Source organism: Candidatus Neomarinimicrobiota bacterium (assembly GCA_022560655.1).
GTDB lineage: Bacteria > Fidelibacterota > Marinisomatia > SCGC-AAA003-L08 > TS1B11 > JADFSS01.
Genome location: JADFSS010000017.1, coordinates 17,397 through 32,471, shown reverse-complemented (window position 1 = coordinate 32,471; position 15,075 = coordinate 17,397). Strand labels below are relative to the sequence as shown.

Genomic DNA, 15,075 nt, shown 5'->3' with positions numbered 1-15,075 from the left:
GTGGGGACTGCGGGCATCGATGGCCTTCACGGTGTAGTGGACCACCGACTTGAAAAGGTTTTCGATATCCTTGATGAGTTGTGCGTTGTTGATGGCCACCGCTGCCTGGCTAGCAAGGGACCGCACCATGGCCTCAAACTTGACATCGAAGGGGATGCGCTCGCCCTCCGGCGAGAGGGCATTGATCAGCTGCAGGACCCCCAGCACCTTGTCGGTGTGATCGGTCATGGGAATGACCAGCATGGATTGGGTGCGGTAGCCGGTCATTTCATCGTACTTCTTGGGCCCGGTGAAGTCGAACCCCTCGGCCTCGTAGACATCGGGAATGTTCACCACCTCTTTGGTAAGGGCCACATAGGTCGACACATTGGCGTGGTTGGGATTACCGTCCACAATCAGGGGGACGGGAGGCACGGTGATCTTGATATCGGTGGTGCCGCCAGCGTAGTAGCCGGTGGATTCGGTCTGCATGATCTCGAAGGTGAGCACCTGTTTTTTATCGTTCACCCGGTAGAGGGTGCCGGCGTCACAGTGGGTAAAACCCCGGCCCTCGGTGACAATGGTCTCCAGCAGGCGGCCGAGGTTTTTTTCGCTGGAAAGGGCGATGCCGATCTGGTTGAGGCTCGCCATGTCCGCCTCCAGGGTGGCCAGGCGGGCCGCAAGATCAAGTGCGCCGCTGTCGGAAGATTGGGGATCGGAGGAGGCTGCCATGAGCAAGTAATATAGAGTACGCCTCAGCGGGTGTCAATGGAAATGGAGCTGCCGGGAGCGTAGGGGCGATTAGCGGTCAGCCGTCAGCGGTCCGACCGCCGTCCCGACAGGTCGGGACAAGTTTGGCTGGGTGACCCCCTCCCCCCTGTGCGTGGGCCACGTCCACAGACGGAAGAGGTGGCCCAAACATGGCCCAAACGTGACCCAAAAGTGACCCAAAATCGCCCGTGGCCCCCTCTCCCCCTGCCGGTGCCAACCTCACCGACGGAAAGGGTGGCCTCAACGTGACACCAACGTGACACCAAGACGGCCCTAAAATGGCCCCACTCCGCCATAACAGGTGAATAACAGGCGGGTCGGGGAGTTGGGTGACGCCCGGAGGGGAAAAGATTGAGGGGCTAACTACGGTGGAGGCAGAAGCATGGGCGTAGCAGCGCTACGCCCCTACAACCACCCACGAATCCGTTGGCCGACCCAGCGACCAGCCGACCATCGCCTCCCGATGGATCGGGACAAGTTCTGGGGGGGTGGAATGTCAAAGAGCGGGGAGGAAATGTAAGGGGTAGGACGGACGCGGGGAAGAGCGGGGATTGACGCGGGGTCAGGGCGAGGCGGGGTTTGGCCCGGTCCCCTGGCGGCCGCCGCCGTTGGCGGGGCAAAGCAGACTCCCCCGGTGAACGAACCCACCCCTGTATCCCCTCCCTTGAAAGGGAGGGGACTTCACGAAGTGAATAGGGTGGGTTCGTTCGAGTTCCCTATTGCATTCCCCCTGAGGGTTGTGATGAGGTGCGATCCAAGTTCTGTGCTTCGTTGGATTTGTCAGATGACGGAATTAGATTCCGCCACCGGTAGAGACAGGATATCAGGTTTGAATGGCCTAAAATGTTGCTTCATAAATGATCGTGATACCTCCGCGAGCTCATGACTAACGCCGCTCTTGAGAACCACCTTCGTCAGAAATTCGAGGCAGAGCTCCCAGCCCGGATCCGGCGAATAGGGGAACTCAATTATCAACCGATCATCGGAGGCCACTATTTTGCTCCCGCGTCCACACAGTGTCTAGAGCTATACCGAGATGGCTATATGCTTGGTTGTATCATGTGTTCCCAAGCACTCCTTGAGGCGATGCTGAAGTTCATGGCCAAACGAAACGGAATGGAGTACAAGAAAGATGCGGAAGATTTGATTCGAAGTTTTCGTGCCAAAAACATCCTTTCGAGTGAAGCACTCGACGCTGCGGAATTAGCATGGCGCCATCGTAACGATTTTCATCACCTTAATCCGGGAGTCACAACAATCGAACTCACTACAAAAGCAAGGATGTGCGTGGAAGCAACCTGTGCGGTTGAGGACGAAATTTTCGGGGCTACGTTTTCCAATGGGGCATTAGTTCCAAAGAAACCCATTTATTGGGACATCAAGCCGGATGGAACGGTTCCAGTATTTCTGCGCCAATTGGACGTATAATAACCGGTCGAAGCTAACGGTACTTTGCACCGCAGATTATGCCGAAGGCGCTAGGCAGGTGCTTGGCTCCATGGCGCCGGAGAACAGCTTTTTAGACGGATGAATAACCATATGTCAATCAATTTCGGATCGGTGAGGATTACTGACACCGGTGAATCTGAGATCATCGAACATGACGAGACATCCAAGCGGCGTTGGAGTTCCGGAGTCAGCCATACATATCTGATCACCTGCCTCCCAAATCTTGAGGCAAGGGTTGCCTACGTTGATTGGAAGAATGGTGATCGTGAGATACGAGGACTACCTGGCTCACGACCATCCAGGCTATTCACCCGGTTTGCCACGGGGAATAGAGTCTCCATTTCCAGCCATAATGGCTTCGAGTGGATGCAGCTTAGAGTTTCAAAAATCACTTCCAGACAACCTGAGAAAGTGTGGTCTAACCCTCGTAAGATAAGTGTCGAGCAACTCAATGATGCTTGTGGCTTCGACGTGGCTCTGGCCCTGAAAGAACTCGGAGCTGTGGGAGTAGATACTCGTGTAGCCCTGATCGGAACGAAGAATAAGAATCGAACAGACCTTTGCGTACTCTTTCAGAAGGATGAGATCTACATACCTTTAGCAGCTTTTGCATCGATTCGCGTGATCCCGATATCTCGCGAAGAGAAGTAATAGAAGTTCATGATATGCATCTGCCTAACCCCTCGCTGGAGCCGACCGCTTCGCTCGCCGCCGTCGCTCGCGCCGGCTGCGCCCAGCCCGTTAGGCCGTGTCCCCTTCGGCATCACCGGACGCGCCAGGCTCCGCGTAGAGCTTCAGGAGCCTTCCCCCGCCGCCTGCCGCCTCAGGAACAAGCCCGCCAATACCGCCGGCAGCAGCAGCAGGCCCATGACCAGGAATATGGCCGCCGTGTCCCAGCGGTCGGCGATGGTGCCGGCCAGTGTTGAGGCCAGGGAACCCACGCCAAATGAGAGTCCAATGAAAACGCCGAAAAGAGTGCCTCTCCGCCGGGGGTCGGAATAGTCGGAAACCAGCGCGTTGGCCACCGGCTGGTAGGAAAAGTTCACCACACTCCACAAAATAGCCACCCCCAGCATGGGATAAGGGGTGAGGGTGGACATCAGGTAGAGCAGCGGGATATTCAAGGCCACCACGAACAGTAGAATGCGGTTGCGGTCAAAGCGGTCGCCCAGCAGACCCCCCAGGAGCTGCCCCAGGATGCCGCTGGCCAGCACCAGGGCGGTGAGCAAGCCCCCCACCATGACCGGTGCCAGGCGGCCGGAGAAATGCTGTGAAAAATGCAGCGGCAGGAAGCTGAGCGTCCCCTGGCGCGCCAGCCCCATGAATATGCCGATGATATAGACACTGATTAGTGGCCCTATGCGCGTAGGTCTGGCGGCCTGCGATTCTGGCGCTGGGGCCTGCTGCCGGCCGCTATCTGTTGCCCGCCACAGATAGATTCCCGTCAGCACGGCCAAGCTACCGAACAGCACGTAGGGCGCCTGCCAGCCCAGCCAGCCCGCCAGTGCCCCGCCCCCCAGCGGCCCCAGCGCCAGCCCAAAACTCCCGGCTATGCCGTGGAGGCCCAGGTGGCGGCTGAGGCGGGGTGAGCTGTGGCTGATGAGCGTGAGGCCTGCCGGGTGATACAGGCTGCAGGACAGCCCCAGCAAGGCCAGACCCACGGCCAGCTGCACCAGGCCCGTCGACAGCACCAGGATAGCCACGGCGAACCCCGAGCCCACCAGGTAGGTGAGCAGTAGTGTGCGGGCACCGAACCGGTCCGTCAGCCAACCGGCGGGAAACGCCCCCAGGCCGTAGAGCAAGTAATGGCCGGTGCCCAGCAGCCCCAGGGTGGTGAGGGAGGTCCCGGGAAATAGCTCGAGCAGCTGGATCATGACCACCGGATAGATCAGGGTGAGACTGTGGTTGAGCAGGTGTCCCAGGAACGTGACGGTGAGGACGGTACGCAGGTTCATGGCATCAGCTGTTGAGGGCCTCCAGGGGGAAATAAAAAGAGCCACCCGCGGTGGCTCCCTGCCAGGACGTGCATTCGGAAGTTAACGCCGCTCCTTGATCCGCGCGGCCCGACCCCGCAGTTCGCGCAAATAGTAGAGTTTGGCCCGGCGCACCTTACCCCGGCGCACGACCTTTATCTTGGCAATGCTGGGGCTGTGAATGGGGAAAATCCGCTCGACGCCGATCCCGTCAGAAATCTTGCGCACGGTGAATGTGCGGTTGATGCCGGCGCCGGACATGGCGATGACATCACCCTCGAACGTCTGGACCCTGGTGCGGTTGCCCTCCACCACCCGGACATCCACCGCAATCCGGTCGCCGGGGGCAAACTGAGGCAAGTCCGTACGCAGGTATTCGCTGGTGGCGTCGTGCAACACCTTATCCACGCCGGTCCCCCACCGTGTGTCCGGCAGTCGAAATATACGTCCGCCAGATATCGGGACGCCGCTCCCGGGTCCTGGCTTCACGACGCTCCTGGCGCCAGGCGGCAATCTTGCCGTGATCCCCGGAAAGCAGCACCTCGGGCACCGTGGCACCGCGATACTCCCGGGGACGGGTGTAGTGCGGGTAGTCCAGCAGGTTGCTGCTGAAGGAGTCGCTCCTGGCTGACTCCGGGTCGTGCAGCGCCCCCTCCTGCAGCCGCACAACCGCGTCCAGCATCAACAGGGCCGGCAGTTCCCCGCCCGTTACCACGAAATCGCCCACGGAATACTCGTCCGTAACCAGCGTTTCGCGCACCCGCTGGTCCACCCCTTTGTAATGGCCGGCGATGAAGACCAGGTGCGGGCTGCGGGCCAGACTTTCTGCATCGGACTGGGTAAAAGGCCGGCTGTCCGGCGTGGGATAGATCACCCGGGGCGCTGCAGCGGGGCCGGCCGCCTTCAGCACGGCGTCAAAGGCCCGGAACACCGGCTCGGGCCTGAGCACCATCCCGGCGCCGCCGCCGTAAGGCTCGTCGTCAATCTTATGGTGGGGCTCAGCGGCAAACTCGTACAGATTGTGCAGGTGCAGGTCCACCAACCCGCCCTCCACCGCGCGGCCCAAAATGCTGGTGCCGACAACTGCGGTCACCATATCCGGGAAAGGGGTGATGATGTCGATGCGCAGGCTCAATCCAGCAAACCTTCCATGATTCTTATGACCACCCGCTTTTCGCCGTGATCGATATCCCGGACCACTTCGTCCACCAGCGGGATCAGCACCTCTCCGTCGGCGGCGGCCACCTGGAGCACGTCGTTGGCGGGCAGATCCCACACATCCTGCACCTCACCGAGCGTGGGGCCGTCTTCTGTGACCACCGCATAACCCACCAGATCGCCCAGGTAGTACTCGCCTTCCGCCAGGGCGGGCAAATCGGTGCGCGCCACCGACAGAGTCACGCCGCGCAAGGCGTCCGCAGAGGTGCGGCTATGGATGCCCTTGAAGGCCAGGCGGACGCCAGCTCCCTGGGGGCTCACCCGCTCCAGCTCCAACGACTGCATTCGGCCGTCGGGGAACTCGCCGGTGAGTGTATGCAAAGTGCTCAGCATGCCTGGGTCGCTCAGATGCAGACGGACTTTCACTTCGCCGGCAAGCCCGTGCGCTTTCATCACGGTACCTACCGGTATGCGGCGCGTGTCTGCGCCCGCCTGCGAATTGGCCGTCACCGGTACCCGCATCCCAAAACTGGCCTAGTCGCCGGCATCGGTGTCCTCGTCCTTGCCGGCCTTGGCGGCCTTGGCAGACTTGGCAGACTTGGCGGACTTGGCGGACTTGGACGTTTTGGCCGCCTTGGTGGGAGCCGGTTTCTTTTTGGCAGCAGCCTTAGATTTGGCTTTAGGCTTCTCGGCGGTTTCCGGCGGAGCCGCAGCTTCATTGCCGACGTCCTCATCAGTGGGCACCGGTTCGGCTGCGGGTTCATCTGTCACGGGCTCGTCGACTGCTACCGGTTCCGACGGTTCTTCTATCTCATCAGTATCTTCTAGTACCGTCGCAGCCTCTGCCGGTGTCGCAGCGACAGTTTGGTCGGCAGGTGCGGGTGCTTTTGCATCAGGGGCCTCTGCAGCTTCAGCTCCATCGGCAGGTATGGGTGCTTTTGCTTTAGGGACTTCTACAGATTCGGCTTCATCGGCAGGAACTGGTGCTTCTGCTTCTGGGGCTTCTGCAGTTTCGGCTCCGTCCGCAGGTACGGGTGCTTTTGCCTCAGGGGCTGCTTCAGCTTCGGCTCCATCGGCAGGTGCGGGTGCTTGTGTTTCGGGGGCTGCTTCCGGCTCAGCTGCTCCCTTGGCAGTTGCCTCTCCCGCTGCCGGCTGCTCGATGGCTTCGTCGGCCACCCCCTCCGCGACCGGTTCCGTCTCTATTGATTCGGCTTCGGCCGCCACCACATCCTGCCCGGCGGGCGCCTCATCTGCCGCGGCGGCCTCAGCTTGGGCGTCAGCTGCGGCTTTTTCCTTGGGTGCGCGCTTCTTCTGAGATGCCAACGCCTCCCTGCGGCGCCGCTGCTCAAGCTGCTGCTGCTCCCATTCAGACATGGCGGCGGCCACCTCCGCCTCGCTCTTGCCGTTGCGCATGAGGTGCCATTTGAGGCCGATTCCGGCTTGTGAGAGGAGACTCTTTACAGTATTGGAAGGTTGGGCGCCCACCTTCAGCCAATAGAGTATGCGGTCCTCCTTGAGGCTCATCTTTTCCCCGCCCTCGACGAGCGGATCGTACCAGCCCAACCGCTCGATTTCGGCGCCGTCGCGCCGGCTGCGAGAATCAATCGCTACCACCCTGAAAAACGGGCGCTTGCGCCTTCCCAGGCGCTTGAGTCGAATCTTAACCGCCAATAGGTTTCTCCTTAAGTTTTTCCGCAGGGTGCCGCTCTAGGCGGCACCTTTCCAACCCGTCTCCCCGTCCTATGCGACTGGGGAGCTTCACTTCGTCTACAGCTTGAAAATTTAGACGCCCTCTCGGCCCCTAGCAAGATAAATGCCCTCGACCGGCCGGATGCAACGCACCCATCCGGCTGCTAGAAATCTCCCGACAGGTGCCGCATAACCAGCTCTTCCACAACCCCCTCGCCGCCCAATGAAAGCACGAATTCCACGGCGTCGGCCACCTGCTCCGGCTTCAGCATTAGGTCGCGGCGAAACTCACCCTCCTGTTTGTCCCACCACTCGGTATCGGTGGCGCCGGGAAACAGGCTTGTGACCTTCACGCCGTAGGCGCGGGCCTCCTGGCGCAGGGTGTCGGCGAAGCCGCGCAGCCCATGCTTGGCTGCCACGTAAGCGCTGCTCCCCGGAAATGCCCGCAGACCCGCAACTGAATTGACAAACACGAAGTGCCCTTGCTTGCGCTGGGCCATGGGCGCGAGGGCAGCTCGGGTGAGGTGGTAATGGCCCAGCAGGTTGTCCTCCACAATCTTGCGCCACCGATCAATGGGTTGCTCGCCCACAGGCGCCCCCTGGCCCGTCCCGGCCGACAGCACCACCGCGCGCAACGGACCCTGGGTCTCGGCGAAAGCCACCAACTCATGGACCTGGTCCGGAGCGGTCAGATCGCAGGCAAAGGTCGTCGCCCGAGCCCCTTGGGCTGCCACCGAGGCACGGGTCTCAGCCAGGCGCCGGTGGGACCGGCCGCTGAGCACCAGACTGCCCTCCCATTGGGCCAGCCGCTGGGCCACGGCGCGGCCAATACCTGAACTGGCGCCGGTAATAATCATGGTTGCAGACATGCTGGTCGGATGGCGGTCGCGGAAGTGATGGCCCGTTTTGCGGGCGCGAATGCCGGGGCAAGTTAGTTAGCTGCCGACACGAACCCAAGAAATCCGGGCCACCGCAATGAGGCCCGCGTAAATTCGGCCCCATGCAACGCCTCGGCTCTCGTGCCATCACCGGCATCCTGCTGGCTGTGTCGGCTTACGGGCAGTCCGGACAGACGGAGCGGCTCACCCTGGACATCACCTTTCCCCAGGCGGTGGCCAGCGTGGAAGCGGGTGAGGTTTACCGCCTGAGCAGCGCTACCGCGGCTGTTGAGCGGGAGGGCCGGTGGGTGGCCATCTACCGCTGGCTGCTCTCAGCTGCGGACACCGACCGCATTGAAGCCCGGCTGACGGGCGACCGCTGGGAGGCGCTGCCCGGTGGGGCTCTTGCGCTGCCGCCCGGCCAGGCCATAAGTGTGCACTCTCCGCAGACCAGAGGCGGCCTGCAAATCGTGCTGCTGGACCTGGTGCCCTGGCGCATGTCCGGTGGCCAGCTCCAGGTGCTCAGGGAAGGCCGGGTGGAGGTGACCATCCGCCACCGGAGCCATGACGCCCTGGCCGGACCGGGTCGCCCCGCGTTTCCCACCACTCGGCTGGTTAACCAGGTGCTGGTCGCCGCGCCGCCGAGGAAGTCAAGGATTCCCGGCGTGCCGTTGGCGTTACCGTCGGCGGGCGAGTCGTGGCTGAAAATCCCCCTCCAGGATGACGGCATCTACCAATTGACGGGCAGCTATCTGTCTGAGGCCGGCGTGGCGCTGTCCACGCTGGATGTGGAGGCTGTGAAACTTTTCGTACCCGGGCACTTGGGCCGGCCCATGCATGATGCGGTGGGGGCGCCCTTCTTGGAGAACCTGGTGGAACTGCCCATCCTTGTCAGGGACGGCGGCGACGGTGTACTGGATGCGGGGGACGATATTCTGTTTTACGGCCAGGGACCCCGGGGCTTCGATCTGGCAGGCAAGGAACTGGCCTTCCGCCAAAATCCGTATACCGACACCGCCTATGCGTGGCTGCAGATGCCCCCTTCCGGCGGGGGGCCGCCGGGAGCGCGTATCGCCAGCGGCCCCCCTTACAGCCCGTCAGGACCGGTGCTCACCTCCGGACGCACCCGCACCCGGCGGGAGGTGGACATCTTCAACGGGTTTGATTCCGGTCCCCACTGGCACGAGGCGGCCATACGGAGGGGGTCGGGCTTTGCGGCACTGCTGGCCACCCCGGCCTTGCGCACCAGCGATACGACCCGACTGTGGGTACGCCTGCGAGGGGGCAACGATCGTGGTAGCCACCAGGTAAGCCTGTCCCTCAATCAGGTGGCCCTGCTCACCTCGGCCGTTTGGACGGCCCATCGGGATATCACCCTGGCGCCGGGTCCCTCCCTCATCGCCACGGCGGTGGCCACGGATCAGAACATCATCAGTCTGGACAACGTCACGTCGAATTCTGACCCACAGGAAGAGGTGTGGATGGACTGGGTGGAACTGTCTTACGGCATTGACCTTGTAGCCGGCGATGGTGCGCTGACCTTTCTGCTGCCGGCCCTGGGTGCCGCCACCGTTATTGGGCTGACGGGATTTTCAACGGAGCCCACGGTTCTCGACATCAGCGATCCAGCCGCACCCGTAAGGCAGCAGCTGCAGCAGAGCGGGGATCAGTGGCTGTTTGCGCTGGAGGCTGTGGGCGTGGCGCAACGCTATGCCGCTGCCACGGATGCCGCCCTGCGGACCCCGGGACCGGCCACCTACTATGACCAGCTGGACTTTACCAGCCTGCGCCGCCCGGACCTGCAGGCCGACTACATTATTATAACAGCGGATGCTCTCCTGTCCGCCGCGCGGGAGTTGGCCGCCATTCACAGCCAGGAGGTGCGGCCCACGCTGCGCCTGACGACCCTGGTGACCACAGTCAATGACATCTACCGCGAGTTTTCCGGCGGCATGACCGATCCCTTCGCTCTACGCGCCTTCCTGCGCTGGGCGCGGGAGAACTGGCTGGCCCCGGCGCCTATTCTGGTGGCGCTGTTCGGCGATGGCGATTTCGACTACCGCAATTTGTCCGGGCTGAGCCGTAACCTGGTGCCCACGATCCAGGTGGATGGCTCCTCGGAGATCACCTCCCGTACCGCGGATGACCGGTTCGTTTATCTGGACTCGGTGGCGGTGGGCTCCCCGCTGCCGGCCATGGGCATCGGCCGTATCGCGGCGGCCACCCCCGACGAGGCCGAAGCCGTGCTGGCGGCGGTGCGCAGCTACATGGTCACGCCGGAGCCGGGTTCCTGGCGCCTACGGGTTCTGCTGGCGGCCGACGATACCGAGCGGCCCAATACGGGTGAGACGTTTTTCGTGGCGGAATCGGAGTGGGCCACGGGCATGCTTCCGCCTTATTTGCGGGTCTCCAAGATCTACCTGACCGAGTATCCCGAGGTCCTGGACCCCGCCACCAACACGGTGGTAAAGCCCGATGGAACCGCCGCCTTGATCAACATTGTGAATCAAGGCGTGGCCCTCATCAATTATGTCGGGCATGGCAGCGCCACCCAGTGGGCACAGGAGCAACTGCTGAAAATGGACCGTGACCGGAGCTTGCTCCTGCCCGGCAATCGGTTACCCGTCTGGTTCGCCGGCACCTGCACGTGGGGCCGGTTCGACCAGCTGGACAGCCCCAGCATGAGCGAGGTTCTCACGGTCAGCAGCGAGTATGCGGCCATCGGAGTGATTTCCGCCGTACGGTCGGTCTTCGCCTCGGCCAACTTCCGGTTTATCCGCGACCTGTTCACAGCGAGCTTTCCGGATCGCAGCCCGGCGCCTTTGCGCATAGGACAGATTTTGCAGAATGCCAAGGGGGGCGGTGACTCGGACGAGAAGTTTCACCTGTTCGGCGACCCGGCCATTCTGATGGCCTTCCCTCGCGACCCGCTGAGCCTGAATGCGGTAGCGCCCGATACACTGATGGTGCTCAGCACCGCCACCTACTCGGGGTCGACGGTGGGCGGAGCCATCTCCGCCGGTGAGGCGCTGGTGACGGTGCTGGACGCCCCCCGGACAGTGACCCGCAGCTACCGCTCGCTGGCGGGCGATGCCCGCACCATCACCTACAGCCTCCCGGGAGGCCCCATTTTCAGAGGCGCGGCCACCATCAGCGGCGGCGCCTTCCAGGGGCAATTTGTCGTACCCCGAGACATCAACTATAGCGGCAACCCCGCCTCCCTGATCGCCTACGGATGGTCGGCAGGGGAGGACCTCCTGGTGGAGCAGATCGGCCACCGGAACGATCTCGTCATCCGGGGGACGGCCGCAGCCGTGCTTGACAGTGTGGGTCCGCTGGCGGCGCTATATTGGAACGAACGCACGCTTGTGACCGGAGACGTGCTGCCCCTAGGGGCCGAGTTGGTGGTGGAGCTGCAGGACCCCCTGGGCATCAACCTCACCGGCGAAGTGGGCCATGCGGTGCGGCTGTGGGTTGATGATGAGATCGACGCCCAGATCGTGGACCACCTGTTTCAGTATGATATCGACAGCCACACAACGGGCCGCTTTGCATACCGGTTCGACCCTGCTTTGTCAGGTGCTCACAGCTTGAATGTCGAGGCCTGGGACGGGGCGAATAACAAAACACTGCGGGCCTGGAATTTACAGCTGACCCTGGAGGAAGCACTGGACGTGGCGGACCTGTTCAACTACCCCAATCCGTTCGACAGGCACACGGAGTTTGTCTACACCCTCTCGACACCTGCGGAGGTGAAGATCACCGTGTTCACCCTCAACGGGGTGAAAGTAGTGAGCCTGTCTTCCATGGGTACGCAGGGGCATGGCTTCCAGCGCCTGCCCTGGGATGGGACGGATCACTTTGGCGACCAGGTGGCCAACGGCGCCTACCTGTATCTCTTCAGCGCCGAGGCCGACGGTCAGACCATCACTCGATGGGGACGGCTGGCCCGCCTCAGATGAGGCTGATTCTGGCCTCTGGCTCGCCGCGGCGGCGCCAGCTGCTGGCCCGGCTGGACATCCCCTTCGAGACCATTGCACCCCGGCACCAGGAAAAGCTGCTGCCCGGCGAAAGCCCGGCGGAATCCTGTCTGCGCCTCGCAACGGAAAAGGCCGGGAAAGTGGCCCAACAGGCGCCCGGGGCTCTGGTGGTGGGTGCTGATACCATCGTGGTGCTGGGCAACCGGGTGATGGGCAAACCCACCGACCTTGACGATGCACGGCGGATGCTGGCAGCGCTATCGGGCCGGACCCATCAGGTGCAGACCGCCGTAGCCCTGGTGGCATTGGAGCGCGGGCACCGGTCCAATTTTGTCGAGACTACTGAGGTGACCTTTCATGCCCTGGAAAAGGGGGATATTGAGCATTACCTCAGCACCGATCCGCCGTTGGACAAGGCCGGCGCCTACGGAATCCAGGATTGGAGTGGTGTGTTTGTACAGCGGGTAGCGGGGTGCTATCACAATGTGATGGGGTTTCCGCTGGCGCAGTTTTACAAACATCTGAAAGACATGGGTTTATGGCCGGACCTCGCCGGGACAAAGCACTTGGAACCACCGTCAGGACTGCCGTAAAATTCCGCTCTGATGGAACAGGCCGACACCTTTTACCACGAGTTGAAACAGCTGCGTATCGCCCAGGGCATCCGCCTTGAGGATATCTCCGCCAAGACCCGGGTCAACATCCGGTTCCTGGAGGCCCTGGAAGCGGGCGAGTTCGACGTTCTGCCCACAACCTACATACGGTTGTTCCTCCGGAGCTACTGCCGGGAGATTGGCTCCGATGAGGATGAAACTCTCAAGCGCCTGACGGAATTCATGGATGAATCCGACGAGCCGTCTACTGCGTCACCCTTGGACGCTAGCGCAAAAGCTCGGGCCACCGCTCAAGTGGACGGCGCAGCTGAGGTGGATATTCGTGGGCCCGCCCGGTTGCGGCGCGATTTCATCACCGGTGCGGCCATTTTTCTCTTCCTGATTCTCGTTACCTTCTTCGCCCGGCGAGTCTATCAGGAGGCTCCCGCCTCTGCCGCTGGCCCGGCCTTTCCCGCCCAGGGCAACCCGCGGCCGACCCCGGCTGAACCCGTCCCGCCAGCCACGACCCGCCCCGCTCAGCCCGGCGGCTTCCCTCCGCCCAGGGCAGTCAGATCGAGGTCCGTCGTGCCCGAAGAAGCCGGCGTGGACCTGCCCGCGAGCTACTTTACTCAGGACCGCATCGTCACACACCACATGCGGCGGGTCCCTATTACCCCGCCGGTGCGCCTCACCCTCACGGCCAGGGATAACGTGGTCATTCGACCCATCATCGACGGGCGTCAGGGCACCAGCATCAATCTCACCGTCGCCGAGGCCCGCATCTGGACCATCCAGAACATTCTGGTCCTCCAAACGACGTCCATCGATCGCCTCAGGGGTGACCTGAACGGCGTCCCCATCGATATTGGCGAGGCCCGCGGAATCGGCATTCTCCGGGTGACCAGCACGGGCGAATACGAAGTGTTCTCCTACGCCGACACGACCGGCTGACCACCCTTTATTATCCTCCAAATAGGTCAGAGCTGGCCACCGCCTGAATGATCCCTCTGGTGGGTTTGTCCCTCTAGTCTAGCTTGGTTCCGGCGCGGCCCCGCTCCCGTACACCATGGCGATGATCACCCCACCGACCCCTTCTTCCACCACGTGCCAGCCTGCATCAACCAGCGCACCGGCCAGTGGGAGGTTATAAGCACCGTGGAGGATCAGGTTAAAGGGAAGAAATGCCAGCAACCCCATAAGGGCCCCAAATTTTAGACCTTCGGTTATGGGCGAGCCCCCTTTATAGCCGATGGGATATGCGTAGGCCATCAGGAAAGCGAGGATGAGCAGTGCCAGAATTATAAAGAGCATCTTCGGCTCGTCCCGCATAATGGCGGCGCCCTGTTCATCGTAGAAGCCGCCCATGATAACCCGATGCCAGAGAACACCAAGTATGATCATACCAACTGCCCCTGCCAACCAGGCGTAGAGCATTTTCATCCTAGTCATGACGCTCCTCCTATGGATTTGGTCGTACCGATGCCGGGAAAGGGTCCCGAATAACGAAGCTTTGTATTCGCAGGTATAACCGGCTTTACAAAGTTAGATTAAGTTCGCGCTCACACAAACTCTTTATCCGATTCCTTGTTTGAAAGAGTGCCGAGCATACAGGAGGATGGACCGCACGAGGTGGCGCTCAGATCATGGTGACCGGGCCGTCGCGACGAATTCAATTCCTTGAGTCAACCCAACCTGCCGGTTGAACGGCTGTTGGATGAATTGGACCTTCATATCAACCCACAATAAGGTATTACAGCGGAATAAAAGACCCACTCTGGAATCTATCCTGCCCTTTTACGTCCATCGGCCCCACTCCTCTACCCGCCCATTGTAACTGTCCGGCCTCAGCGGTAAACCGGGCGGGTCATTCCCCGGAAGTGCGCCCTGTCCCGCTTAGTCCCGCCCACGGCGGCGGCCACGACTTATCCCAATCCATCGGGTGGCGGCGGCCGCCGGCCGCCAAAACGACACCCCAACCGCCCACTTGGAAACCCATCGCTCCGCGCCCATTTGTCTTGACATTGCTCCGTAAAACGTCTACGTTCGTGGGTAAGAGTGGGTAGAATTCCCTTTTCTTGACCTCTTGACCAGTCGGGGGGAGTGAACAACTCTAGGCTGGGGCAGGTTTATTCGTGGCCAGTGACGCAATTATAACCAACTCGTTTACCGGCAGCTACAGTTATATGCTTGACGCCAAGGGTCGGGTCAACATTCCCGCCAAGATGCGCAAGGTGCTCAGCCCGGAAAATGACCGCACGTTTGTGGTGACCCGGGGTCCCGACCTGTGCATCGTGCTCTATCCGGCCGAGGTTTGGAAGGGCATTCAAGCCAAGCTCATCGAGTTGAACAAGGGCCGGGCTCTCAGCCGCCATTTCACCCGCAATATCGTGCGCCATGCCGAGACGGTGCAATATGATCACCAGGGGCGCGTGGCCCTGCCCACAAACCTGATCGAATATGCCGGCATCTCACGAAGTGTGGAAATTGTTGGCATGATCAAATATATCGAAATATGGGATCAAAAGCGGCTTGAGGAGCTGAACAGCCAGTTCGATGGCCGCCAGGAGGAGCTGGAAATAATCGCTTCGGAGATCAATCTTTAGGA

The 15,075-nt window shown here is 61.6% G+C and carries 14 protein-coding genes; 6 read left to right on the top strand and 8 right to left on the bottom strand.

Going from position 1 to position 15,075, the window contains the following annotated elements:
- Window positions 1-711 (bottom strand): GAF domain-containing protein (locus tag IH971_04355; GenBank protein ID MCH7497068.1); only part of this gene is annotated, 711 nt, incomplete at its 3' end.
- Between the two features lie 1,137 nt (window positions 712-1,848).
- Between IH971_04355 and IH971_04350 the strand changes: the two genes are divergently transcribed.
- A complete protein-coding gene (locus IH971_04350; GenBank protein MCH7497067.1) occupies window positions 1,849-2,178 on the top strand; it encodes a hypothetical protein in 330 nt (109 codons plus the stop codon).
- A 111-nt stretch (window positions 2,179-2,289) separates the two neighbouring features.
- Window positions 2,290-2,850, top strand: a complete 561-nt coding sequence (locus IH971_04345) for a hypothetical protein (protein MCH7497066.1) — start codon at window positions 2,290-2,292, stop codon at window positions 2,848-2,850.
- Window positions 2,851-2,993: 143 nt separating this feature from the next.
- On the opposite strand, the gene IH971_04340 is transcribed toward IH971_04345, so the two are convergent.
- From IH971_04340 to IH971_04315, 6 genes are all read right to left on the bottom strand, one after another.
- Complete coding sequence (locus IH971_04340) at window positions 2,994-4,154, bottom strand: MFS transporter (GenBank protein ID MCH7497065.1); 1,161 nt, start codon at window positions 4,152-4,154, stop codon at window positions 2,994-2,996.
- An 81-nt stretch (window positions 4,155-4,235) separates the two neighbouring features.
- Window positions 4,236-4,580, bottom strand: coding sequence for a 50S ribosomal protein L19 (gene rplS, locus IH971_04335; GenBank protein MCH7497064.1), 345 nt, complete (start codon window positions 4,578-4,580; stop codon window positions 4,236-4,238).
- Window positions 4,573-5,301, bottom strand: coding sequence for a tRNA (guanosine(37)-N1)-methyltransferase TrmD (gene trmD, locus IH971_04330; protein MCH7497063.1), 729 nt, complete (start codon window positions 5,299-5,301; stop codon window positions 4,573-4,575). The genes rplS and trmD overlap by 8 nt, the downstream gene beginning before the upstream one ends.
- A gap of 2 nt (window positions 5,302-5,303) precedes the next feature.
- Window positions 5,304-5,840, bottom strand: a complete 537-nt coding sequence (gene rimM / locus IH971_04325) for a 16S rRNA processing protein RimM (protein ID MCH7497062.1) — start codon at window positions 5,838-5,840, stop codon at window positions 5,304-5,306.
- 24 nt (window positions 5,841-5,864) lie between these two features.
- Window positions 5,865-7,001: a 30S ribosomal protein S16 gene (gene rpsP / locus IH971_04320; GenBank protein ID MCH7497061.1), complete on the bottom strand. Its 1,137-nt coding sequence runs from the start codon at window positions 6,999-7,001 to the stop codon at window positions 5,865-5,867.
- A 182-nt stretch (window positions 7,002-7,183) separates the two neighbouring features.
- Complete coding sequence (locus IH971_04315; GenBank protein ID MCH7497060.1) at window positions 7,184-7,888, bottom strand: SDR family oxidoreductase; 705 nt, start codon at window positions 7,886-7,888, stop codon at window positions 7,184-7,186.
- Between the two features lie 131 nt (window positions 7,889-8,019).
- Here IH971_04315 and porU point away from each other — a divergent pair, with 131 nt between their 5' ends.
- The 3 genes from porU to IH971_04300 are packed head-to-tail and all read left to right on the top strand — an operon-like array spanning window position 8,020 to window position 13,421.
- Window positions 8,020-11,859, top strand: coding sequence for a type IX secretion system sortase PorU (gene porU / locus IH971_04310; protein MCH7497059.1), 3,840 nt, complete (start codon window positions 8,020-8,022; stop codon window positions 11,857-11,859).
- A complete protein-coding gene (maf, locus tag IH971_04305; protein ID MCH7497058.1) occupies window positions 11,856-12,470 on the top strand; it encodes a septum formation inhibitor Maf in 615 nt (204 codons plus the stop codon). Before porU ends, maf begins: the two co-directional genes overlap by 4 nt.
- 12 nt (window positions 12,471-12,482) lie before the next feature.
- The gene (locus IH971_04300) at window positions 12,483-13,421 is read left to right on the top strand and encodes a helix-turn-helix domain-containing protein (GenBank protein ID MCH7497057.1); all 939 of its coding nucleotides are present in this window, start codon (window positions 12,483-12,485) and stop codon (window positions 13,419-13,421) included.
- Between the two features lie 78 nt (window positions 13,422-13,499).
- Here the strand turns inward: IH971_04300 and IH971_04295 are convergent, their stop codons facing one another.
- Complete coding sequence (locus tag IH971_04295) at window positions 13,500-13,919, bottom strand: DUF2177 family protein (protein MCH7497056.1); 420 nt, start codon at window positions 13,917-13,919, stop codon at window positions 13,500-13,502.
- A 683-nt stretch (window positions 13,920-14,602) separates the two neighbouring features.
- Between IH971_04295 and mraZ the strand changes: the two genes are divergently transcribed.
- Window positions 14,603-15,073 carry a division/cell wall cluster transcriptional repressor MraZ gene (mraZ, locus tag IH971_04290; GenBank protein ID MCH7497055.1) on the top strand — a complete coding sequence of 157 codons (471 nt, stop codon included), beginning with the start codon at window positions 14,603-14,605 and terminating at the stop codon, window positions 15,071-15,073.
- Window positions 15,074-15,075 lie beyond the last annotated feature (2 nt).